Source organism: Massilia soli, assembly GCF_016809835.1.
In the GTDB taxonomy this organism is placed as follows: Bacteria; Pseudomonadota; Gammaproteobacteria; order Burkholderiales; family Burkholderiaceae_D; genus Telluria_A; species Telluria_A soli.
Genome location: NZ_JAFBIL020000009.1, coordinates 16,887 through 37,521, shown reverse-complemented (window position 1 = coordinate 37,521; position 20,635 = coordinate 16,887). Strand labels below are relative to the sequence as shown.

Annotated in this window: 21 protein-coding genes; 10 read left to right on the top strand and 11 right to left on the bottom strand. The window is 63.8% G+C overall.

Features of this window, described 5'->3' with window-relative positions; all coding sequences use genetic code 11:
* Positions 1-286: 286 nt before the first annotated feature.
* Positions 287-1,972, top strand: coding sequence for a 2-isopropylmalate synthase (gene leuA, locus I4X03_RS20590; protein ID WP_223470130.1), 1,686 nt, complete (start codon positions 287-289; stop codon positions 1,970-1,972).
* 5 nt (positions 1,973-1,977) lie between these two features.
* On the opposite strand, the gene I4X03_RS20585 is transcribed toward leuA, so the two are convergent.
* A complete protein-coding gene (locus I4X03_RS20585) occupies positions 1,978-3,105 on the bottom strand; it encodes a branched-chain amino acid ABC transporter substrate-binding protein (RefSeq protein ID WP_223470129.1) in 1,128 nt (375 codons plus the stop codon).
* A 290-nt stretch (positions 3,106-3,395) separates the two neighbouring features.
* Between I4X03_RS20585 and I4X03_RS20580 the strand changes: the two genes are divergently transcribed.
* The 3 genes from I4X03_RS20580 (at position 3,396) to I4X03_RS20570 (ending at position 6,431) form a co-directional block, all read left to right on the top strand.
* On the top strand, positions 3,396-4,358 hold the full coding sequence (locus I4X03_RS20580; RefSeq protein ID WP_370660541.1) for a tripartite tricarboxylate transporter substrate binding protein BugD: 963 nt from the start codon (positions 3,396-3,398) through the stop codon (positions 4,356-4,358).
* Positions 4,359-4,455: 97 nt separating this feature from the next.
* Positions 4,456-4,917 carry a tripartite tricarboxylate transporter TctB family protein gene (locus tag I4X03_RS20575; protein WP_223470127.1) on the top strand — a complete coding sequence of 154 codons (462 nt, stop codon included), beginning with the start codon at positions 4,456-4,458 and terminating at the stop codon, positions 4,915-4,917.
* An 11-nt stretch (positions 4,918-4,928) separates the two neighbouring features.
* The gene (locus tag I4X03_RS20570; protein ID WP_223470126.1) at positions 4,929-6,431 is read left to right on the top strand and encodes a tripartite tricarboxylate transporter permease; all 1,503 of its coding nucleotides are present in this window, start codon (positions 4,929-4,931) and stop codon (positions 6,429-6,431) included.
* A gap of 16 nt (positions 6,432-6,447) precedes the next feature.
* Here the strand turns inward: I4X03_RS20570 and I4X03_RS20565 are convergent, their stop codons facing one another.
* Positions 6,448-7,245, bottom strand: coding sequence for a ferritin-like domain-containing protein (locus I4X03_RS20565; RefSeq protein WP_223470125.1), 798 nt, complete (start codon positions 7,243-7,245; stop codon positions 6,448-6,450).
* Positions 7,246-7,366: 121 nt separating this feature from the next.
* On the opposite strand from I4X03_RS20565, the gene I4X03_RS20560 reads away from it, so the two are divergent.
* Entirely contained in the window at positions 7,367-7,750 is a 384-nt protein-coding gene (locus I4X03_RS20560) for a hypothetical protein (RefSeq protein WP_223470124.1), read from the top strand.
* Here the strand turns inward: I4X03_RS20560 and I4X03_RS20555 are convergent.
* Positions 7,747-8,640, bottom strand: coding sequence for an alpha/beta fold hydrolase (locus I4X03_RS20555; RefSeq protein ID WP_223470123.1), 894 nt, complete (start codon positions 8,638-8,640; stop codon positions 7,747-7,749). The genes I4X03_RS20560 and I4X03_RS20555 overlap by 4 nt on opposite strands.
* Before the next feature lie 74 nt (positions 8,641-8,714).
* On the opposite strand from I4X03_RS20555, the gene arfB reads away from it, so the two are divergent.
* Positions 8,715-9,116 carry an alternative ribosome rescue aminoacyl-tRNA hydrolase ArfB gene (gene arfB / locus I4X03_RS20550; protein WP_370660540.1) on the top strand — a complete coding sequence of 134 codons (402 nt, stop codon included), beginning with the start codon at positions 8,715-8,717 and terminating at the stop codon, positions 9,114-9,116.
* A 38-nt stretch (positions 9,117-9,154) separates the two neighbouring features.
* Here the strand turns inward: arfB and I4X03_RS20545 are convergent, their stop codons facing one another.
* The 3 genes from I4X03_RS20545 to I4X03_RS20535 all read right to left on the bottom strand — a co-directional run bounded on the left by I4X03_RS20545 (position 9,155) and on the right by I4X03_RS20535 (position 11,721).
* The gene (locus I4X03_RS20545) at positions 9,155-9,709 is read right to left on the bottom strand and encodes a hypothetical protein (RefSeq protein ID WP_223470122.1); all 555 of its coding nucleotides are present in this window, start codon (positions 9,707-9,709) and stop codon (positions 9,155-9,157) included.
* Positions 9,710-9,733: 24 nt separating this feature from the next.
* The gene (locus I4X03_RS20540) at positions 9,734-10,555 is read right to left on the bottom strand and encodes a class I SAM-dependent methyltransferase (RefSeq protein ID WP_223470121.1); all 822 of its coding nucleotides are present in this window, start codon (positions 10,553-10,555) and stop codon (positions 9,734-9,736) included.
* A 209-nt stretch (positions 10,556-10,764) separates the two neighbouring features.
* Positions 10,765-11,721 (bottom strand): hypothetical protein, encoded by a 957-nt coding sequence (locus I4X03_RS20535; protein ID WP_223470120.1) that lies wholly within the window; start codon positions 11,719-11,721, stop codon positions 10,765-10,767.
* Positions 11,722-11,989: 268 nt separating this feature from the next.
* Here I4X03_RS20535 and I4X03_RS20530 point away from each other — a divergent pair, with 268 nt between their 5' ends.
* The gene (locus tag I4X03_RS20530; RefSeq protein ID WP_223470119.1) at positions 11,990-12,349 is read left to right on the top strand and encodes a hypothetical protein; all 360 of its coding nucleotides are present in this window, start codon (positions 11,990-11,992) and stop codon (positions 12,347-12,349) included.
* Between the two features lie 38 nt (positions 12,350-12,387).
* Here the strand turns inward: I4X03_RS20530 and I4X03_RS20525 are convergent, their stop codons facing one another.
* Together I4X03_RS20525 and I4X03_RS20520 are read right to left on the bottom strand one after the other, a co-directional pair.
* On the bottom strand, positions 12,388-13,170 hold the full coding sequence (locus I4X03_RS20525) for a winged helix-turn-helix domain-containing protein (RefSeq protein WP_223470118.1): 783 nt from the start codon (positions 13,168-13,170) through the stop codon (positions 12,388-12,390).
* 407 nt (positions 13,171-13,577) lie between these two features.
* Entirely contained in the window at positions 13,578-13,937 is a 360-nt protein-coding gene (locus I4X03_RS20520; RefSeq protein WP_223470117.1) for a hypothetical protein, read from the bottom strand.
* 288 nt (positions 13,938-14,225) lie between these two features.
* Between I4X03_RS20520 and I4X03_RS20515 the strand changes: the two genes are divergently transcribed.
* A complete protein-coding gene (locus tag I4X03_RS20515) occupies positions 14,226-14,849 on the top strand; it encodes a head GIN domain-containing protein (protein WP_223470116.1) in 624 nt (207 codons plus the stop codon).
* Positions 14,850-14,970: 121 nt separating this feature from the next.
* Positions 14,971-15,813, top strand: a complete 843-nt coding sequence (gene yghU, locus I4X03_RS20510) for a glutathione-dependent disulfide-bond oxidoreductase (protein ID WP_223470115.1) — start codon at positions 14,971-14,973, stop codon at positions 15,811-15,813.
* Between the two features lie 51 nt (positions 15,814-15,864).
* On the opposite strand, the gene I4X03_RS20505 is transcribed toward yghU, so the two are convergent.
* Both I4X03_RS20505 and I4X03_RS20500 read right to left on the bottom strand, forming a co-directional pair.
* On the bottom strand, positions 15,865-16,740 hold the full coding sequence (locus tag I4X03_RS20505) for a CPBP family intramembrane glutamic endopeptidase (RefSeq protein ID WP_223470114.1): 876 nt from the start codon (positions 16,738-16,740) through the stop codon (positions 15,865-15,867).
* A complete protein-coding gene (locus I4X03_RS20500; protein WP_223470113.1) occupies positions 16,737-17,228 on the bottom strand; it encodes a MarR family winged helix-turn-helix transcriptional regulator in 492 nt (163 codons plus the stop codon). Before I4X03_RS20500 ends, I4X03_RS20505 begins: the two co-directional genes overlap by 4 nt.
* Positions 17,229-17,349: 121 nt before the next feature.
* Between I4X03_RS20500 and I4X03_RS20495 the strand changes: the two genes are divergently transcribed.
* Entirely contained in the window at positions 17,350-17,823 is a 474-nt protein-coding gene (locus I4X03_RS20495) for a hypothetical protein (RefSeq protein ID WP_223470112.1), read from the top strand.
* 26 nt (positions 17,824-17,849) lie between these two features.
* Here the strand turns inward: I4X03_RS20495 and I4X03_RS20490 are convergent, their stop codons facing one another.
* On the bottom strand, positions 17,850-20,561 hold the full coding sequence (locus tag I4X03_RS20490; RefSeq protein WP_223470111.1) for a bifunctional diguanylate cyclase/phosphodiesterase: 2,712 nt from the start codon (positions 20,559-20,561) through the stop codon (positions 17,850-17,852).
* Positions 20,562-20,635: the final 74 nt, after the last annotated feature.

Genomic DNA, 20,635 nt, shown 5'->3' with positions numbered 1-20,635 from the left:
AGCGTCCTATCGCTAGCATCGCACCTACTACGCGCTTAATTGCCGCCGTTTGCGTCCGGCCCTGCCGGTCTCTCAGTAGTTTCAGGAAAGTTGCACCGATGTCTGTTTCCCCCGCCCTCACACTGTCGCTCCCTCGCTCCGCACCCTGCGCGCTTGCCCGCGCGCGCGCCCTGCTGCTAAAGCTACCGATCGGTTGCCGGGCCTAGCGTGACGTGGCCTGTCCGGTAGCCTGCCGCCACAGCACTGCCGCCTGCGGCACCCGTAACGCCCTCCGGAGCAAGCCAACATGTTGAACAATCCAGCCAGTAAATACCGTCCTTTCCCTGCCGTCCAGCTCGCCGACCGCACGTGGCCATCGAACACCATCACCCGCCCGCCGATCTGGATGAGCACCGACCTGCGCGACGGCAACCAGGCCTTGATCGAGCCGATGAGCCCTGAAAAGAAGCTGCGCTTCTTCGAGATGCTGGTCAAGATCGGCATCAAGGAGATCGAAGTCGGTTTCCCGTCCGCCTCGCAGACCGACTTTGATTTTGTGCGCATGCTGATCGACGAGCAGCGCATCCCCGACGACGTCACCATCATCGTGCTGACCCAGGCGCGCGAGGAATTGATCCGCCGCACGGTCGAGTCGGCAGCTGGCGCGAAACGCGCGATCGTCCACGTCTACAACTCGGTGGCGCCGGTGTTCCGCAAGGTGGTGTTCGGCATGTCGCGCGAGGACATCGTCCAGATCGCCGTCAACGGCACCGCGCTGATCAAGGAGCTGGTCGCCGCCCATCCGCAAACCGACTGGGGCCTCGAATACTCGCCGGAGTCGTTCTCGACCACGGAACTGGACTTTTCCAAGCAGATCGTCGACGCCGTCAGCGCCGTGTGGCAGCCGACCCCGGCCCGGCCGATGATCGTCAACCTGCCCTCCACGGTGGAAGCGGCCACGCCGAACGTCTACGCCGACCAGATCGAATGGATGTGCCGCCACCTCGAGCGGCGCGATGCGCTGGTCATCAGCGTGCATCCGCACAACGACCGCGGCACCGCGGTGGCCGCCGCGGAGCTGGCCGTGATGGCTGGCGCCGACCGGGTCGAAGGCTGCCTGTTCGGCAACGGCGAGCGCACCGGCAACGTCGACCTCGTCACGCTCGCCTTGAACCTGTACACGCAGGGCGTCCATCCGGGACTCGATTTTTCGGATATCGACGCGGTGCGCCAGCTGGTGGAGGAATGCAATGAATTGCCGGTGCATCCGCGCCACCCGTATGCGGGCGAACTGGTCTACACGGCGTTTTCCGGCTCGCACCAGGACGCGATCAAGAAGGGTTTCGCGAAACAGCAGCCAGGCGCGATGTGGGAAGTGCCCTACCTGCCGATCGACCCGGCCGACCTGGGCCGCAACTACGATGCCGTGATCCGCGTCAACAGCCAGTCCGGCAAGGGCGGCATCGCCTACCTGCTGGAGCAGGAATACGGGCTCGAATTGCCGCGCCGCCTGCAAATCGAGTTCTCGCGCGTGGTGCAGGGCCAGGCCGATGCCAGCGGCCGCGAGATCGCCGCCGCCGATATCCATGCCTTGTTCTCGCGTGAATATCTCGACCATGCGACGCCGTACGCCTACGTGGCGCATGCGATGACGGAAAAGAGCGGCGGCGCCGGTCGCGTGCAGGTCGAGGTGTCGGTGACCCAGGACCGCGTCACGCGCACCCTGCCGGGCACGGGCAACGGTCCGATCGATGCCTTCGTCAATGCGCTTGGCATCGATATCCAGCTGATGGATTACCACGAGCACGCGATCGGCTCGGGCGCCGATGCGCGTGCGGCTTGCTACGTCGAGCTGCGCGTGGCGAACGGCCCGACCATGTTCGGCGCGGGCATCGACAGCAACATCGTGACGGCCTCGTTCAAGGCGGTATTGTCGGCGCTAAACCGGCAACTGGCGGCGGCGCGCAGCGCGCCGCCGGCGCTGGCCGCCTGAGCGAGTTACCTGGTCACCGCCAGCACGGTGCGGTGGCCAGCCTTGAAGGTGTACAGCGTCAGGGTGCCGTCGCGGATATCGCCGAACTTGTCGAAGGCGACGTTGCCGGTGACGCCCTTGTAGCTGATTTTTGCCAGTTCCGGCAAATACTTCGCCGGCGCGCTTGAGCCGGCCTTGGTCATCGCATCGGCGAACGTCATCACCGCATCGTAGGCGTACGGTGCGTTGATTTGCACATCGATGCCGAAACGTTTCTTGTAGTCGGCGCGGAACTTGTCCAGCGCCGGCTTGCCGGCCGCCTCGACGCCGCCCGCCTCGGCGCAGACCACCTGGCCGTCGGCCATGGCGCCGCCCGACAGCTTGGCGATCTCGTCGGAGCAGATGCCGTCGCCGCCCATCATCTTCGCGTTCAGGCCGAGCTGCTTCATCTGGCGCAGCATCGGGCCGGCCACCGCATTCATGCCGCCGAAGAACACCAGATCCGGCTTGGTGGCGCGGATCCTGGTCAGGATGGCGTTGAAGTCGGTCGCCTTGTCATGGGTGAATTCCTTGGCCACGACCGTCGCGCCGCCCTGCTGCTGCAGCCCGCGGACGAACTCGGTCGCCAGGCCCTGGCCGTAGGCGGTGCGGTCGTCGACCACGGCGATGCGGCGCGCGCCCATCTGCTTGACCGCGTAACGGCCCAGCGCGCGGCCCAGCTGCATGTCGTTGCTGACCACGCGGAAGGTCGTGTTGAAACCTTGCTGGGTGTACTTGGGGCTGGTGCTCGAGTGCGAAATCTGCGGGATGCCGGCCGAATAGTAAATCTTCGACGCCGGAATGGTGGTGCCGGACGTCTGGTGGCCGACAATCGCATTGACCTTCGCATCGACCAGGCGGTGGGCGACGGCGGTGGCCTGCTTCGGGTCGCCCGCGTCATCTTCGGCGACCAGCTCGAAGCGCACCTTCTTGCCGCCGATGACAGGCTTGCGCGCATTGAGCGCCTCGACCGCCATCCGCGCGCCATTCTCGGTGTCCTTGCCGAAGTAGGCAACCGGCCCGGTGGTGGCGCCGACGTGGGCGATCTTGACGACTTCCTGCGCGGACGCCGCGCTGGCGATCGACAGGGCCAGGACAGTCAATTGTTTGTTCATTCGATACTCTCAAAAAGTGGTGCCAGCGGTACAGCGTTGCAACATCATATCGCAAGCGACAACAGCGGGTTGAACCCGGCCCCATTCTGACCCCCGTCACAGGGCCAGGTGCACTGCGGGTTTCCACAGTTGCACCTCTATCTATTAACTGGTACAACGATCCCTGCGTCAGAGAGGATTTGATCGCTGTGCTTGCCTTGCATTGCAGCAATTTCCACCCCTGCTACACGCACCTATTTCATATACTTATAAACAGAGATCAGAGGAAGACATTCATGAAAATCACACCTATGCGCGCCGCCGTCTTTGCAGCCCTGTTCGGTAGCGCGGCCCTTGCGCACGCCCAGGCCTACCCAAGCAAGACCATCACGATGGTGGTGCCGTTCGCCGCTGGCGGTCCGACCGACACCGTGGCGCGCCTGGTCGGCCAGTCGATGGGCACCAAGCTCAAGCAACAGATCATCATCGAAAACGTCGGCGGCGCCGGCGGCACGATCGGCGCGGCGCGCGTGGCCAAGGCCGACCCGGACGGCTACACCTTGTTCCTGCACCACATCGGCCAGTCGACCGCGCCCGGCCTGTACCGCAAGCTGAACTACAACGCGATCGACAGCTTCGAGCCGATCGGCCTGATCACCGACGTGCCGATGACCATCGTCGCGCGCAAGGACTTCCCGGCCAAGGACATCAAGGAACTGCTGGCCTACGTCAAGGCCAACAAGGGCAAGGTCACCTATGCCAACGCTGGCGTCGGTTCCGCATCGCACCTGTGCGGCATGCTGTTCATGACCGCCATCGGCACCGACCTGACCACAGTGCCATACAAGGGCACCGGCCCGGCGATGAACGATTTGCTGGGCGGCCAGGTCGACTTCATGTGCGACCAGACCACCAACACGACCAGCCAGATCAAGGGCGGCAAGATCAAGGCCTACGCGGTCACCACCAAATCGCGCCTGGCGTCCATGCCTGACCTGCCGACCCTGGCCGAAAGCGGCCTGCCAGGCTTCGAAGTGGCGGTATGGCACGGCCTGTACGCGCCGAAAGGCACGCCGAAGCCGATCATCGACGCCCTGACCGGCGCCTTGCAGGTCGCGCTGAAGGACCCGGTCGTCAAGCAGCGCTTCGCCGACCTCGGCACCGAACCAGTTGCAGAGGCGAAAGCGCGTCCGGAAGCACTGCGCGCGCACCTGAAGTCGGAAATCGACCGCTGGAGCGCGATCATCAACAAGGCTGGCGTCTACGCGGACTAAACTGGGTCCTCGGACTCAGGCAAGTAAGAACCATGGCGCGCACCGTTCCACGGTGGCGCGCCATGCGTGACATTCAAAAGCAATAAGGGGACTTGCAGTGCCAACATTCATTCGCCATCCTAAAGATTTTTGGACCGGCATCATCTTTCTGTTCTTCGGCCTTGGCGCGATCATCATCGGCCAGGATTATGAGATGGGGACCGCCGGCCGCATGGGCCCGGCCTATTTCCCCACCGTGCTAGGCGGGTTGCTGTCGCTGGTTGGCGCGATCGCCGTCGTGCGTTCCCTGCTGAGCCCGGGAGAAGCAATCGGCAAGTTCTATGTCAAGGAACTGGTCATCATCCTGTCGGCCGTGCTGCTGTTCGGCTTCCTGATGCGCGGCGCCGGCCTGGTTCCGGCGATCCTCGTGATCGTCCTGCTCAGTGCGTTTGCCAGTCCCAAGTTCCGCCTCGCCGAAGCTGCGATGCTCGCTGTTGGACTCGCCGTGTTTGCCGTGCTGGTGTTCGTCAAGTTGCTTGGATTGCCGATGGCGATCATCGGCCCTTGGCTGATTAAATAAGTAGAAAAAATATGGAAATCTTTAGCAACCTGGGCCTGGGCCTGGAAACCGCATTCACCCTTACCAACCTGATGTACTGCCTGATCGGCGTGTTCGTCGGCACCGCCGTCGGCGTGCTGCCGGGCCTCGGCCCGATCGCCACCATCGCAATGCTGCTGCCGGCCACCTTCGGCCTGCCGCCGATCTCGGCGCTGATCATGCTCTCGGGTATCTACTACGGCGCGCAGTACGGCGGGTCGACGACCGCGATTCTTGTCAACCTGCCCGGGGAATCATCTTCGGTGGTGACGGCGATCGACGGCTACCAGATGGCGCGCAACGGCAATGCCGGCAAGGCGCTCGCCACCGCGGCGCTCGGTTCGTTCTTCGCCGGCTGCGTCGCCACCGTCCTGCTGGCGCTGTTCGCGCCGCCGCTCGCCGACCTGGCGCTCAAGTTCGGCCCGGCGGAATATTTTTCGCTGATGGTGCTGGGCCTTGTCGCATCGGTCGTGCTGGCCAGCGGATCGCTGCTGCACGCCATCGGCATGGTCATCCTCGGCCTGCTGCTCGGGCTGGTCGGCACCGACGTCAACTCGGGCGCGCAGCGCTATACCTTCGACCTGCCGCAGCTGGCTGACGGCATCAATTTCGTGATCGTGGCGATGGGCATGTTCGGTATCGGCGAAATCATCCGCAACCTCGAACATGACGAGACCCGCAATGTCGTCATGAAGAAGGTCAAGGGGCTGATGCTGACCAAGGACGACTTCAAGCGCATCATCGCGCCGGTCCTGCGCGGCACCTTCCTCGGCTCGGCCCTCGGCATCCTGCCGGGCGGCGGCGCCATGCTGGCCTCGTTCGCGGCCTACTCGATCGAAAAGAAAGTGTCGAAGAACTCGGCGCAGTTCGGCAAGGGCGCCATCGAAGGCGTCGCCGCGCCGGAGGCGGCCAATAATGCCGGCGCCCAGACCTCGTTCATTCCGATGCTGACGCTGGGCATTCCTTCGAACCCGGTGATGGCGCTGATGATCGGCGCGATGATCATCCAGGGCATCCAGCCCGGCCCGGCCGTGATGACCGAGCAGCCGGCGCTGTTCTGGGGCTTGATCGTGTCGATGTGGTTCGGCAACCTGTTCCTCGTGGTGCTGAACCTGCCGATGATCGGCCTGTGGGTCAAGATGATCATGGTGCCTTACCACCGCCTGTACCCGGCCATCCTGATGTTCTGCGCAATCGGCGTGTTCAGCCTGAACAACGCGGAATTCGACGTCGGCCTGATGGCATTGTTCGGCCTGTTCGGCTACATCTGCGCCAAGCTCGATGCCGAGCCTGCGCCGATGCTGCTCGGCTTCATCATCGGACCGATGATGGAAGAATACCTGCGCCGTGCGCTGCTGCTGTCGCACAGCGACCCGATGGTGTTCGTGACCCGCCCGATCAGCGCCGTAATGCTCGGCATGGCAGCCCTCGCGATGATCGTGGTAATGTTGCCGGCGCTGCGCAAGAAGCGCGAAGAAGCCTTCCAGGAAGACTAAGACCGGCTGGCGCGCCTCAGTCCAGGCGCGCCAGCTCGGCTTCGGTAAAACCGGCCGCCCGGCGCGCCTCGATGTTGAAGGGTCCCTTCAGCGCCGGGGCGCGGTGGCGCGCGGCCAGCAGGTCGTACGTCGCACGCGGCTCCCAGCCGCGCTGCTGGCACAGCATCACATACCAGTGGTTGCCGATCGCAACGTGCCCAATCTCATCATGCAAAATACGGTCCAGGATTGCCGCAGCCGCCAGGTCGCCGGCCTGCGCCAGCTTGGCGCGCAGCGGCGGAATGGCGTCGAGGCCGCGCGCCTCAAGCGTGCGCGGCACCAGCGCCATGCGCGCCACGATGTCCGCGCTGGTGCGCTCGACCATTTCCCACAGGCTATCGTGGGCGGGAAAATCCCCGTAGCGGAATCCCAGCACCTGCAGGTGTGCCGATAGCAGCGAGAAATGGATGGCTTCCTCGCTGGCCACCTGCAGCCAGTCGGTGTAGTACCCGGCGGGCATGCCGGGGAAGCGCCACAGCGCGTCGAGCGCAAGGTTGGTGGCGTTAAATTCGATATGGGACAGCGCATGGATCAGCATGGCGCGCCCTTCCACCGTCGCCATCGAGCGGCGTCCCACCAGCCGCGGCGGCACCAGGTCGGGCCTGGCCGGGCGGCCGGGGATGGTGCCGCCGACCTGGATGTCGGCGTCGGGCGCGAGCGTCATCGCGCCCGCCTGCCAGGCCGCGGCCATTGCCGCCACCTGCGCCGCCTTGGCGGCAGGGTCGCTCTCGAGCAAGCACTGAAGCGCTTCCGCGCGAAGTTCACTACCGGTCATTATTCGTATCGGATGAGTCTGGAATACGCGATTATCGGCCACATTGCCCGGTTCAGGTAAGCGACGGCGTTTTTTGCCATAATGCCAGCTGGCTATTTACCTATCGAGAGCTCCGACCACCATGCCAAAAACTACCCTCAACGGCCTCACCAGGGCACTGCGCGATCTGCACCGCAGCCTCGTCGACATCGAGCGCGGCAACTACGAACGCGAATGGGGGCCGGTCGGCGATGGCGGCCAGCTGCTGCAGCTACTGACCAAACACCCGCAATTCGACTGGCTGCACCAGCTGAGCGAGTTGATCGTGGCGATCGACGAGCTGACCGACCAGGACCTGGTCACCGAAGCGGAGGTGCGCGCGACCGTCAGGCAGGCCAACGCGATGCTGGCGCCGTCGGAAGCCGATGCCAGCGACTTCTCGCGCCGCTACATCGCGCTGCTGCAGGATCATCCAGCGCTGGTAATGGCGCATGCCTACGTGCGCAGGGTGCTCGCGGCAGGCTAAGCGGCCAGGAAAGGCAGCGCCCGCGCCAGCAGGATATCGGGCGCTTCTTCGGGAATGTAGTGGCCGCACGGGAGCGGTTCGCCATCGACATGCTCAGCCACGAGCCGCCACTCCGCCAGCGGCGCAAAGCAGCGCTCGACCACGCCTTGCGCGCCCCACAACACCAGCAGCGGCATCGCCAGGCGGCGCCCCTGGGCCAGATCAGCCCGGTCATGTTCCAGGTCGATGCTGGCGGCGGCGCGATAATCTTCGCAAAGGCCATGCGCCGCACCCGGCAAGGCCAGGCAGCGCTGGTATTCGTGCAGGGCGCGCGGATCGAACGGCGCCAGGCCAGCGCTGCGGCTTCCCATTACGTCGCGGATATAGGCGGCCGGATCGGCCTCGATCAGGCGCTCCGGCAATGGCGAGGGCTGGATCAGGAAGAACCAGTGCCAGTACGCGCGCGCGAACGCTTCGGTGGTCTTGCCGTACATCGCCAGTGTCGGCGCGATATCGAGCAAGACCATGCGCTGCACCGCCTCGGGATGGTCGGCGCCGAGCCGATGCGCCACGCGGGCGCCGCGGTCATGCGCCATGACAAGGAACCGGGTAAAGCCGAGCGAGCGCATCACCGCGAGCACGTCGGCGGCCATGGTCCGCTTGCTGTAGTTGCCATGCGCCGCGTCGCCGCGCGGCCTGGATGAATCGCCATAGCCGCGCAGGTCGCAGGCGACGACGGTGAAGCGCTCGCAGAGGGATGGCACCACCTTGTGCCAGATGACATGGGTTTGCGGATGGCCATGCAGCAACAGCAGCGGCGGCCCGCTTCCGCCGATGACGGTGTGAATCTGAACGCCAGGTTCGACCTCGACATCGGAAGGTATAAAGCCAGGCAAGAGCTCGCTTGTCACGTCATGACTCCGTGGAGGGTTTATGATGCGTACTCACCCCGCCAATACGCTCCAGAAATGCCATTCTATCAGCCATGATGACCGTCCCGATCAACCCAGCAGAAGTCGAGTTCAGCGCTATCCGCGCACAGGGACCGGGCGGGCAGAACGTCAACAAGGTCTCGTGCGCGGTGCATGCGCGCTTCGACATTGCCGCCTCCTCATTGCCCGACGCGGTCAAGACCCGCTTGCTGGCACTGCGCGACAGCCGCATCACCCAGGCCGGCGTGGTGGTGCTGAAGGCGCAGCAGTCGCGCAGCCTGGAGCAGAACAAGGAAGACGCGATGCGCAGGCTGCAGGCGCTGGTCGACAGCGCGGCCGAGGTGCCGCTGGTACGCCGGCCGACCCGGCCGACACGCGGCTCGCAACGGCGCAGGCTCGATGAGAAGACGCGCAGCGGGCAGGTAAAAGCGCTGCGCGGGAAAATCAGCGAGTAAGCGCGGCCTCGCCACCAGAGAACAACCGACGCCGTCCGCTATGGCCGCGCTGCGTACCTGACGATGACCTGCACACGTTCGCCCACGCTTCCAACCTCCCTGCCCCATTGGCGCAAGCGCGCAAGTTGCTCGCGTTCCGCCTGCAGGGCGTCGGGCCGCAGGGATCGCCGCACAACATACACGTCCAGTATCGGCTCGTCGTTGCACCGCACCAGCGGCTTGCTGGCCGTTCCCCGTGCCATCGCCGCGATCTCGCTGTCGTCGAGCACGCTGTACTGGCATTCAAAATTGCGCAGTGTTACCGCGAGAATCTTTCGTGTACGCATGTCCACAATGACCGCCGCCTTTTCGATGCAGCTGTGGCGCCGGCAGCCATCGATCATGGCATCAGCGCCGAACTGTGCTGGCGTCTCGGCACCGGGAATCGACATGAACTCCCCGATCGTCTTGGCCAGCGATGCGTCCGGAATATAGGCATTGATGCGCATGCCCGCAAACGCGGCCTTGGCATCCGCATACACGATGGCCGCCGCATCGTCATGGCGCAGCGGCGCGGCCTGGCGCGGCGCCGCCATCGCAGCGGCAGCGGACATGATGAGTGCGCTGATCTTCCCTCCTTAACCGTTCTTGCTGTAGATGCAGACGATGATGTCGCTCGGTAGCAGGCGGACCAACGGCAGCGCGCACAACAGGAATGCGTACTGCGCGTAAAGCGCGACCGGATGCAGCTGCCCGGCGAACCGAATGCGCTCGAGCAGTCCGTCGGCGCTCAGCGCCCTGAGATGAAACGCCTGCACCGGCCGCAAGCCGTGGCGAGCCACCAGCCGATCCAGGTTCCGTTCATTGAAGTAGTGCACATGCGGCGACGGCAATCCTTTCTGCCACATCCGGTCGAAAGGACCGCGCCACTTCAGGCGCGCCAACAGCTTCGACAGGCGGTAGAAGAACCCCGTGCTGCGGGGGACATTCAACACCAGCAGGCCATCCGCATCGAGGTGCGCGCGGCAGGCCTCGAGCGCGCTATGGATGTCGGGGATATGTTCGATCACATCGTTGAACACAATGACATCGAAACATTCGCCGTCCTCCAGCACGTGCGGGAAATAGCCTACCCGTACCGGCAATCCGCGCGCCAGCGCGCCCTGTGCCACCACGACATCCGGCTCAACGCCCACGACACTGAAGCGCTTGGCCGCCTCATCGAGGAACCAGCCGTGGGCGCTGCCGACATCGAGCAGCCGCTTCGCGGTTGGCGGCGCGATCCGGGCCAGCCGCTCGACGATGATCTTGAAGTTCTCGGTGCGCACGCTTTTCAGTGCCGTTTCGCGCTCGGACTCGTTGACCTGGCTGTGCGCGTAAGCTTCGTTAATCAGCGGCGCCAGGTCGGCACTCTCGTAGCGGCAAGATGGGCAATACCGATGCCATGGCTGGCGCCCCACGTGCGTGCTTCCTGCGCAAACGATGCAATTCATGGCAATCAACTATTCGATAACGTTGTATAGCCAGCAATATCGCACAGTTTTATTTCTTTTTTGTTAATATCCCAGCCTTACCCTATCCACATTACAGGTCGCTTGCCGGGCTCAGCGGGAATAAAAAAAGGGCGCACCGTGCAAACGGTACGCCCCCGTGACGATCATGCAGCCGATCAGTTGGTCAATCGATCCCAGCCATGGCGCACGGCGGCCTTGATGCTTTCCCAGGTCGACCCAGGATTGCGTTGATTCCAATCCGAACGCAAATCGGTTTCGACGTCCTCGAACGGACGGCCACGGTACAGCTCGCTGCGCCGCATCGTGCTGCCATACTCGTAGGCAGGGGCAACATCGTCATACGATTTGTCGGTGCCGGCGAAGTTGCTGTTCCAATGCGAACGGTAATAGTCGTCGTCATTGTCCATCGCGGACCGATTTCCAAGGTCGACGTCAGTGTGGTGCATTGCGATGGTCGCCGGCCGGTCGGCAGGATCGTCGACCGCGCGCGAAAAGATCCGCATGCCGCCGCGCTGGACGTCGCGGTTGCCGGTCTTGAGCTCATCGCGCACTACCGGAAACGCCTGGCTGTCGCCCTCGGCGAACTGGCGCGAGCCGCCGCTGCCCGTCCCCTGTGCCGACATGGCGCTGCCGCTCGTCGATGTGCCGCTTCCTGATTGCATCGAATACTGCGAACTCTGCTGCACGCCCTGTTCCGCACCGCGCGCCATGGCGGCCGAGCGCATGTCCGAGTTGCCGCCCATCGGCATGTCGTGATGCTCATCGATATCGATCGGGCCATGCGCCTCGACGACGTCGGCGGCGCGTTCGACTTCAGGCTCGCTCTGGGTGGTGACCGTCAGTACACAATTGCCGCGCGATACAGCGTCCGAGTACATGGATGAGCGTGCGGTCGAATCGCTGCCAAACAGGTCGGAGAAGAAATTCCTGATGCTGTCCCCGAAGGAGTCCCCGCCATCGCTGTCCGACACGGAAGCCAGGTTGGCATCGGTGCTCGCGTCGCTGTTCGACAAGCGCACATCGGCACGGCTGAAGCCTGAGGCCAGCAGGTCGTCCATCGCATTGCGGGCGTCGGCGCTGTTATCGAAAACCGCTACAAGTGTATGTTGCATAGTTCCTCCTGAGTGATTGGGAAACGCGAATCAGGCTTCATTTTAGTTCCCATGGGTTCGCCTATCGTCGGACCACACCGCGCCCGGCCGTAGGACCAGCCCCCTTCAAATTGCAATGAATCGATAAAACAACAGCAATGTGTCGGATGACATGGCGGGCGCGGCTGTGGACGCAAGCCGGTCGCATCGGGGGCAGACGATCGGGGTTGGCGCAAGGCGCCGACAGCGGCCGTCGAGGTCGAATTCAATTCTGCATTCAGGAGGCAATATGAGATTCCAGTCCGGACTCGGGGCGCTCGCCCTGCTTGGTGCTGCAGTTGTTACGGCAGCGAGTTACGCGCAAACAGCGCCCACGATGGAAGGCACGCCGCTTGCCGGCCAGGCCAACGCCAGCAGCGATGCGGCCACCCGGGACCAGCCGTCGCCCGAGATTCGGGCGCCAGCCAGAAGCGTGTCGACCCAGGCTGGCGATTCGCGCGGCGCGGCTACCGGATCATCAGCGCCGGTGTCGGTGCGGCAGGCGGGCAAGCTGCGCGCACGCGATGAGGTGAAGGCCGAGGCAGTGGCAGCGGTCAGGGACCACCGCGCAACGCTGGCCATGGACCTGGACCTGCTGGACGGAAAATAGCCGTCGCAGCAACGGCCGCGGCGGCCAGCGAGCTGCCGCTACTGGATGATGTCGACCGCCACATTCAGCGAGTATCCCGCCCCGCGGTCGGTGTGGATCAGGCCATCGTGGATGGAATTGGCTTCGAGTTTCCTGCGTAGCCGTCCGACCTGGACATCGATGGCGCGGTCGTACACTTCGGCGCTGTGCACGCGCGACAGGTCGAGCAGTTGCTCGCGCGACAGCACGCGTTGCGGCGCGGCGAGAAATGCCGCCAGCAAGTGGAACTCCGCGTTGGTAAGCGCGATGACCTTGCCGTCCGGCGTCACCAGGCGATGCAGCCAGACATTCAGCTCGAACCCGGCGAAGCGATAGGCACGCACCCGCGCCAGTCCTTGCGCCACTGTCTGGTTCGAGCGCGCGCGCCGCAACAGCGCCCGTATGCGGGCCAGCAATTCGCGCGGCGACACGGGCTTGCTCAGGTAATCGTCCGCGCCCAGCTCAAGCCACATGACGCGGTCGGCCTCCTCGTCGCGTCCGGTGATAAGGATGATCGGGATATTGTATTCGTCGCGTACCTGGCGCAGGACCGGCATTGCATCCTCGCCGCCCAGCTTCGGGTTGAGGATGAGGATGTCGAAAATTTCGCGCCTCAGGGCGTCGTCAAGCCCGCGTCCATCCGGCAGGGTGCTGACACGCAGCTCGTTCTCGGCAAGGTAGCTGGCGAGCGACGCGCGGACCCCGCTGTCTCCATCGACAATCAACGCATGAACCGGCAAGGTCACGGTCGTGGACGGCATCAAGGCTCTCTCGGTCAGGTAAGTCACCGGTGTCCGCAGCATACGCGTGCTGCGATATCATCCGAACATGGCTACTTTGACATACTTTCATCTACTTTGGAAAATGCGTCAATATGTCAAATGACACAAGGGGTAAGACAGTCTGGACCGATGTATGCCCGTGGAATCGGTGCATTCGCCCGAGAAAGTAGGTCGGACAAATCCCACGCGCAATCGTCCCGTGTGCCTACCGAAAATTCGTTGCAGTCCATCTAGAATGATGTCTGTACTGTTTGGCGCAGCAACTATGCACGCCAGCACACCGACTTCCCAATCCGGCACCATTAAAGGAACTTATATGCGCAAAATGATCATGATGGCACTGGCCGGTTACCTTTGGCGCAAATTCTCCGGCCGCGGAATCAAGCCGGTCAATGTGCGTTCCGGCATGCGCCGCTGGTAAGCGTCGTTTAGTCGTTTCGGCTGGGTATGTCGCGCACCGTCAAGTCAATCGACTGTCCGTGCGCACCGTACCCCTTGGCACGCAAGATACTTACCGCTAACTCGCTCTTGCCGAGACGCTCGGCCAGCGACTCTAGCACGCGCGCATCGCCGCGCTGCACCGCTTGCACCATGACGTTGCGCCATTGTGCGGCGCTCATTCGCTCCGCATTGGCGCGGGCGATCGCCACCCTGCCCTGATTCGAATTCATATACAGCTCACCACAAATCAGGCGCCATCGCTTCCGCTTTGCCTGATGCACCTTCTGTGCCGCGCGCACCCTGTCCTCCGCCAGATCGACCAGCGCATCCAGTATATTTTTGCTCATGTTTCCCTTCAAATCCCGCGCCCTTATCCCTGTGTGCGCCAGCTGACATCCCAAGTTAAATTTTGAACGGCAAAGTCTACTACGATTGAACCAGCGCGCGATTGAAAGCGCCTCAAGCAACTGGCACAATATTCCCATGGGGCAATCCCTGTTCAGCGGCATCGGCAACCGCAAAGGCGCCCGGCGCGACCCTTGAGACCGTGTTTTCTACAGTTCATCGCAAACATGCGCACACGACCGGTCCAATCCGTAGAATCGAATGCATACCAAATTTTTCCGGAGATAAACATGCTGCGTTCAACCCTTGCCCTCGTCCTGTGCCTCGCCTCGGTCACCGCACATGCCGACGAACAGACCCGCACCGTCGGCCAGTTCAAGAAGATCGCCATTTCCGGCGCGATGAACCTGGTGGTCGACGCCGGCAAGCCATTCTCCGTGTCGGTGCAGGGCGACGCCAGGTTCATCAACCGGGTGACGACCCGGGTCGTCAACGGCGAGCTGCGCATCAGCACCGAGGAAGGCAAAAACATCAACCTCAAGAAGCACGACCGCGTGGTCGTGTCGATGCCCACGCTGACCAGCTTCGACGCCGAGGGCGCAGGCCTGGCGCGGCTGAACAATGTGCAAGGCGACCGCCTGGACGTCGACTATACGGGCGCCGGCAGCCTGGTCATCAACGGCAAGGTGCGCCATCTGCGCATCGAGGCCGAAGGCGTGGGCGAAGTCGACACCAGGGGCCTGATCGCCCAGGAAGCGGATGTCAGTTTCGAAGGGATTGGCTCGGTGTCGATCTACGCCAGCGAAAAGCTGACCGCCGATGTCGAAGGCATGGGCAACCTGACCTATTACGGCAACCCGAAGATCGTGAACAAATCGGTGTCCGGCATCGGCAGCGTGACGGCGGCGCGCTGACCGCCAGCCGCCGCGCGGCGCCCGCTCGCCAAGCCCCTGCCCGCCAGGGGCTTTTTGCGTCTCCTGTGAGGATCCCCGGCTAAGGCTACAATATTTGGATTAGCCGACAAAGGAGAGATGGATGTCTGATCACGCGAAGTATGTTCCGCCAGCGGTCTGGGTGCCGCCGGCGTCGTCCGGCGGTACGTTTGCCAGCATCAACCGCCCGGTGTCCGGCGCCACCCATGACAAGGCGCTTCCGGTCGGCAAACATCCGATCCAGCTGTATTCGCTCGGCACGCCGAATGGCGTGAAAGTGACCATCATGCTCGAAGAACTGCTGGCGCTTGGGCATGCCGGCGCCGAGTACGATGCCTGGCTGATCCGGATTAACGAAGGCGACCAGTTCTCCAGCGGCTTTGTCGAGATCAATCCCAACTCGAAAATCCCCGCGATGGTCGACCATGGCGGCGGCAAGCCTTTGCGCGTCTTCGAATCCGGCTCCATCCTGATGTATCTGGCCGAGAAATTCGACGCCTTCCTGCCGAAAGACGGTGCGGCGCGCACCGAAACGCTCAACTGGCTGTTCTGGCAGATGGGCTCGGCACCGTTCGTCGGCGGTGGATTCGGCCACTTTTACGCCTACGCCCCGGAAAAGCTCGCCTACCCGATCGACCGGTATGCGATGGAAACCAAGCGCCAGCTTGACGTCCTCGATCGTCAACTGGCCGACAAGCGCTTCATTGCTGGCGATGACTACACCATCGCCGACATGGCGATCTGGCCCTGGTACGGCGGCATGGTGCGCGGCGAGATGTACGAAGCGGCCGAGTTCCTGTCGGTGCATGAATACCGCAACGTCAAGCGCTGGGCCGATGAAGTCGGCGCGCGCCCGGCGGTTGTCCGCGGACGCAAGGTCAATCGCGTGCGCGGCGCGCCCGAGGAACAGGTCGCCGAGCGGCACCAGGCGTCAGACCTGGACTGAAGTCGGCGAACACCTCCGTCGGCAGCGCGGCAGATGCCGCGCCTGCCGGCATCAAGCGGCGCGACCGCGCTTGCGCGCAAGCACGTTGCCGCGTGCATGGGCCATCTGGAACATCACGCCGCCGGCCAGGACCAGGGTCAGCAAGGTCAGCAGCGACGCTTCCAGGCCATACGTGCCGCCTGTGAGCCATTCCGGACCGCTCAGTTTTCCGATCAGGAAGCCCTTGCTTTCATTTCCCGATACGGCGATCGAAAACACCGAGCCAAGCGTATAGTTCCAGGCGATGTGGATGCCGATGCAGAGCCAGAGACGGCGCGTGAGCATGTAGGCGGCCGCAAAAAACGCGCCCGCGACGACCGTGTTGAAGATCGCAAGGATGCCGGCGCCCTCGCCCGGCAAGTGCGCCAGGCCGAAGATCAGCGCCGAGATCACGACGGCTGCCCAGCTCCCGAGCGACTCTTCGGTGATCCGGAAAATAACGCCGCGTCCAATCACTTCCTCGATCACGCCGACAAAGACCATGACGGCCAGCGGCTGCGCCAGCGCGATGGTCCAGGCATTGGTCCCGGTGATCTGGTAGTTCCCCAGCGCGTACAGGACAGCGATTTCCGCTGCGACCATGGCCGCCCCGATCAGCAGGCCGATACCGAGTTCCGGCAACGCCCGGAAGCGTGACAGCTCGGTTGCCGGGCGCTTCTCGACGACACGCACATAGCCCCAGTAGGCCGCGAGGACGGCCACAGCGGCCAGCAACTGTGGCCAGATGATGCGGGCCTCCTTGACCGCGACGGCCTTGGCCAGCGCGAACATGATGAAAGCAGTCGCCACAGCCAGCAGCGAGGCGAGAACGATCCTCGTCAACGGAAAGTTCAGCAGACGGCGCCCCAGTGGCTGGCGTGCTGGCGCGGGGTGGATCATTGTGGTCATGTCTTGTTTCCCTTCGGTTGGCTGGCTGGAACGAGGCGCGTGCGCGCTTCGGAAATGCGCGCATGGAAGGATTGCTCCTCCAGCGCGAGAATTGCTTCGTCGACAATGCGCGACAGCGGCATCGCGAGTTGCGCATCGAGACCCTCAGCGGCGGCTTGTGTGGCCGCCCAACAGGCCTTTAGGGCCGGCAACAACGCTCTCCCCTGGGCGCTGAGGGTGACCAGGCGTTGCCGCCCATCAGGTCCCGGCTGCGCAGCGACCAGGCCATCCTTTTTCATCAGGTTGACGGTCTGGGTCGCGGCAGGCTGGGTGATGCCGGCGGCATCGGCAAGCTGGCCGATGCTGGCCGTGCCGAGCGCCTCCAGTGCCCGTACGATAGGCGTGTAGCGCGGCCGATAGTCAAGCCCGGCGTCTTTGTATTGTTGCGCGACATCGCCATCGAGAAGATCGATCAAATGCCGCAGCTGGGTTCCGAGTCCTTGTTTCATGCGGTAAGTGTAGCAGCTTTTAATAAGCGCTTATACAAATAGGAGCTGATCTATTTTTGACATGACGCCGCAGTAGAGGCGTATATTGATGTTGACCTTCCGATAACTCTGCGGAACCAGGATGACCAACTACGTCTATATTGCACTCGATGGCTTGCGGAAATCGCCTATTTCCGAGGAAGCATGGCTGTCGGCCGTCGGACAGTGCGAGGACCTAGTCATCGACCCCACCGCTTCGTCGCGCCGCAGCGCCCACGTGGTGCGCCTGAGAACAGACAGGCGCGCGACGCTGCGCCTGGACCGTTTTGGCATCGCCGCCGCGGCGTCGCCGTCGAAAGAACTAATCGCTGCCATGTTCAAAGTGGCGTCGGTGCTGAACGCCAGCGTCTACAGCGAGCATTTCAACCGCTACAGGTCGCCCGACGAATGGATGTTGCGGCGCACGTTGCATCGCCGCGCTTTTGACCAGCAGCGCGCATACAAGGAGGCGCGCAAGGACAGGCTGTGGCGCATGCTGCTATGGCTGGCTGTCTGCGCAGCGGCAGCGCTTGCCGGTTTTTTGCTGGGCACGCTCTACGTGACGCTGCGCCCGTAGCGAGCCGGTGCGGCCCAGGCCAGCGCTCATGCCAACGCGGCAGCCGCGATCGCCACTGCCGGTTTGACGAACAAATTGCCTTGCATGAGCACCGCGGGGATCGCCGCCGCCGGCAGCGGCCGCGCCAGGTAATAGCCCTGCACCTCGTTGCAACCCAACTCCTGCAAGATCGTCAGCTGCTCACCCGTTTCGACGCCTTCCGCAACAACCACCATGCCCAGCGCATGCGCCATCGACACGATCGCCTGGAAGAACACCCGGCCTTCGCGCGAGTTGCCCAGTTCCGACGTGAACGCCCGGTCCACCTTCAGCACATCCATCCTCAGCTTCTGCAGCTGCGACAGCGACGAATAGCCGGTGCCGAAATCGTCGACATGCAGCTTGACGCCGAGCGACCTGATCGCGCCCAGCTCCGCCAGCACCTCAGCCTGCTCGCCCATCATGGCCGATTCCGTGATCTCCACTTCGAGCAAGCTCGGCGGAATCCCGTGGCGCGCGAGGTGCACCGCCAGCTGGCGATGTACTTCGCCGCGCGCAAATTGCTTGGGCGAGACATTGATGGACACCGGCACCACCGGCAGCCCCTGGCGGCGCCACGCATCGATCTGGCGGCACGCCTTTTCCATCACCATCTCGCCGATGCGCAGGATCAGGCCGCTGGTCTCTGCCAGCGGAATAAATTCCAGCGGCGACACCAGCCCATGTTGCGGATGAATCCAGCGCAGCAGCGCTTCCATGCTGCAGACCCTGCCCGTGCGCGCGTCGACGCGCGGCTGGTAGTACAGCACGAACTGGTCCAGTTCGATCGCTTCGATCAGCCGGTGCTTCAGCTGCAGGCGGCTCTGGATCAGGCGCGACTGCGACGCCTCGAAGAAGCGGAACTGTCCCTTGCCGTCGGTCTTGCCGGCGTACATGGCAATGTCGCCGTTCTTGATCAGCGACGCCGCGTCGGACGCGTCGCGCGGAAACACGCTGATGCCAACCGATGTGCCCACTTGCAGCGGCTCCCCGCCCAGGTGGAATGGCATGCCAAAGGCGGCGATGATGCGCTCGGCCACGCGCGCCGCCTGCTGCTCGGCCTCGGACGGCATCAGCAGCACGATGAATTCATCGCCGCCGAAGCGGATCACATGGTCGCCCGGGCGCAGCAGGCCACGCAGGCGCTCGCCCGCCGCCCTGAGCAGCTGGTCGCCCACGGCGTGCCCGTGCAGGTCGTTCACCTGCTTGAACTCGTCGAGGTCGATGAACAGCAGGGACAGCTCGGCCCCGTCGGCAAGGCTGGCCGCCATCGCGCCGGGCAGGAACGCCATCAGCCAGTGACGGTTGGGCAGCCCGGTCAGCAGGTCTTCGTTGGCGAGCCGCTCCAGCTCCACCACGTGCGCCTTGCGTTCGCTGATGTCGCGCAAGGTAACCGCAAGGCCATTGCCGACGCGCACCAGGCGGCGGTGTCCCCACTTGATGTTGAGCCGGTTATCAGGCGGCATTTCCCGCTCGTCCTCGTGGAAACCCGATGCCATCGCCGCGCGGTAGGTCTCGAGCAGCGCGTCGCCGTAGATGCCGGTATCGATCCTCGACAGCCGGCTCCCCACCAGTTCGCTGCGCGATTTGCCGTAGAAATAGGCGCCGCGTTCGTTGCAGTCGACGATCTCGAAATCGACGATCTGGCCAGCGCCGTTGCGCAGCGCGGCGGCCATGTAGAAGCCGTCGTTGGCGCTTTCCGTTGCGGTGCGATAGGCCAGGCGCACATCCTCCTGCGCGCTATGGCGCTGGGCGGCACGGCGCGACAGCACCGTGGCCAGCGCGGCGATCAGTGCCAGCGCCAGCGACGCGACGGTGGCGTTATTGCGGCCATCGATCCAGTACGCTTGCGCAGCGGCCATCGCTTCGCGCCTGGACAAGGCCACCAGCGCGACCAGCGGATAGACCTGCGAACTGCGCCAGGCCAGGAAGCGCGCCTGGCCGTCGGCGAAGCCGTTTTCCCTCGCCAGCACCGCCACGCCGACGGGTGCCGACCACAAAGACTCGTCGCGCGGGAATGCGCTGTCAGCGCCGCTGGTACCGGTGTCCTGCTGTTCAAGCCGCAAGCCGGTATCGGTGCCAACCGTGGCCACCATGCCCTCGCGGCCAAGCGCGGACGGCATGTAGAACGAGGTCAGGTAATCGGACGGCACCGTCAGCACCACGACGCCGTCGAACTCGTCGTCGCGGGTATCGAGGCGGCGGCTGAACAGTACCGTCGCATGGACCCTGGCGCCGGCGTCGGCGGGTGCGTCGATATTGAGCGAGCTGGAGTTGTTGTTGCGGTGAAAGAGGAAGAACGCGGACTGCGCATACGAGCTGCGCAACGCGCTGGCGCGCGTCGAACTGATCACGACGCCGTTCGCATCGACCACGCTGACCGAAACAAAGGCGCTGTCGTGGAACATTCCGTCGCGCGCCAGGTGTTCAAGCCGCAACTTCCCGTTGGACTGCTCCCAGCTCTGCTTCAGCTGCATCGACACCTGGTCCATTTGCGCGACCGAGCGCGTGACGTACTGCTCGTAGGCCTGCGCCGCGGCGGTCGCTTCGCGGCGGATGTTCAGCTCGGCCTTGGTGCGCTCATCGCTGGCGCGCAGCAGCGTCATCGACCAGACCACGGCCATCAGCACCAGTGCGGCGACGGGCCACACCAGCAGCGCGAACAGCGAGCCCCGCGCGCCGGCGGCAGGGAAAGGGTCGTTCAGCGCTTGCCTGTCCATCTTGGTCCTTGTGCAACGGCCAGCAACTGCTGGCACAGGCCGAGATGCTAATGGGCATTTATTTCAACGGCATG

What these genes read in the sequence shown, in the direction of transcription:
- leuA (WP_223470130.1), top strand. Translation starts at nt 287, where the DNA reads ATGTTGAACAATCCAGCCAGTAAATACCGTCCTTTCCCTGCCGTCCAG.
- I4X03_RS20585 (WP_223470129.1), bottom strand. Translation starts at nt 3,105, where the DNA reads ATGAACAAACAATTGACTGTCCTGGCCCTGTCGATCGCCAGCGCGGCG.
- I4X03_RS20580 (WP_370660541.1), top strand. Translation starts at nt 3,396, where the DNA reads ATGCGCGCCGCCGTCTTTGCAGCCCTGTTCGGTAGCGCGGCCCTTGCG.
- I4X03_RS20570 (WP_223470126.1), top strand. Translation starts at nt 4,929, where the DNA reads ATGGAAATCTTTAGCAACCTGGGCCTGGGCCTGGAAACCGCATTCACC.
- I4X03_RS20565 (WP_223470125.1), bottom strand. Translation starts at nt 7,245, where the DNA reads ATGACCGGTAGTGAACTTCGCGCGGAAGCGCTTCAGTGCTTGCTCGAG.
- I4X03_RS20560 (WP_223470124.1), top strand. Translation starts at nt 7,367, where the DNA reads ATGCCAAAAACTACCCTCAACGGCCTCACCAGGGCACTGCGCGATCTG.
- arfB (WP_370660540.1), top strand. Translation starts at nt 8,715, where the DNA reads ATGATGACCGTCCCGATCAACCCAGCAGAAGTCGAGTTCAGCGCTATC.
- I4X03_RS20545 (WP_223470122.1), bottom strand. Translation starts at nt 9,709, where the DNA reads ATGTCCGCTGCCGCTGCGATGGCGGCGCCGCGCCAGGCCGCGCCGCTG.
- I4X03_RS20535 (WP_223470120.1), bottom strand. Translation starts at nt 11,721, where the DNA reads ATGCAACATACACTTGTAGCGGTTTTCGATAACAGCGCCGACGCCCGC.
- I4X03_RS20530 (WP_223470119.1), top strand. Translation starts at nt 11,990, where the DNA reads ATGAGATTCCAGTCCGGACTCGGGGCGCTCGCCCTGCTTGGTGCTGCA.
- I4X03_RS20525 (WP_223470118.1), bottom strand. Translation starts at nt 13,170, where the DNA reads ATGCTGCGGACACCGGTGACTTACCTGACCGAGAGAGCCTTGATGCCG.
- I4X03_RS20520 (WP_223470117.1), bottom strand. Translation starts at nt 13,937, where the DNA reads ATGAGCAAAAATATACTGGATGCGCTGGTCGATCTGGCGGAGGACAGG.
- I4X03_RS20515 (WP_223470116.1), top strand. Translation starts at nt 14,226, where the DNA reads ATGCTGCGTTCAACCCTTGCCCTCGTCCTGTGCCTCGCCTCGGTCACC.
- yghU (WP_223470115.1), top strand. Translation starts at nt 14,971, where the DNA reads ATGTCTGATCACGCGAAGTATGTTCCGCCAGCGGTCTGGGTGCCGCCG.
- I4X03_RS20505 (WP_223470114.1), bottom strand. Translation starts at nt 16,740, where the DNA reads ATGACCACAATGATCCACCCCGCGCCAGCACGCCAGCCACTGGGGCGC.
- I4X03_RS20500 (WP_223470113.1), bottom strand. Translation starts at nt 17,228, where the DNA reads ATGAAACAAGGACTCGGAACCCAGCTGCGGCATTTGATCGATCTTCTC.
- I4X03_RS20495 (WP_223470112.1), top strand. Translation starts at nt 17,350, where the DNA reads ATGACCAACTACGTCTATATTGCACTCGATGGCTTGCGGAAATCGCCT.
- I4X03_RS20490 (WP_223470111.1), bottom strand. Translation starts at nt 20,561, where the DNA reads ATGGACAGGCAAGCGCTGAACGACCCTTTCCCTGCCGCCGGCGCGCGG.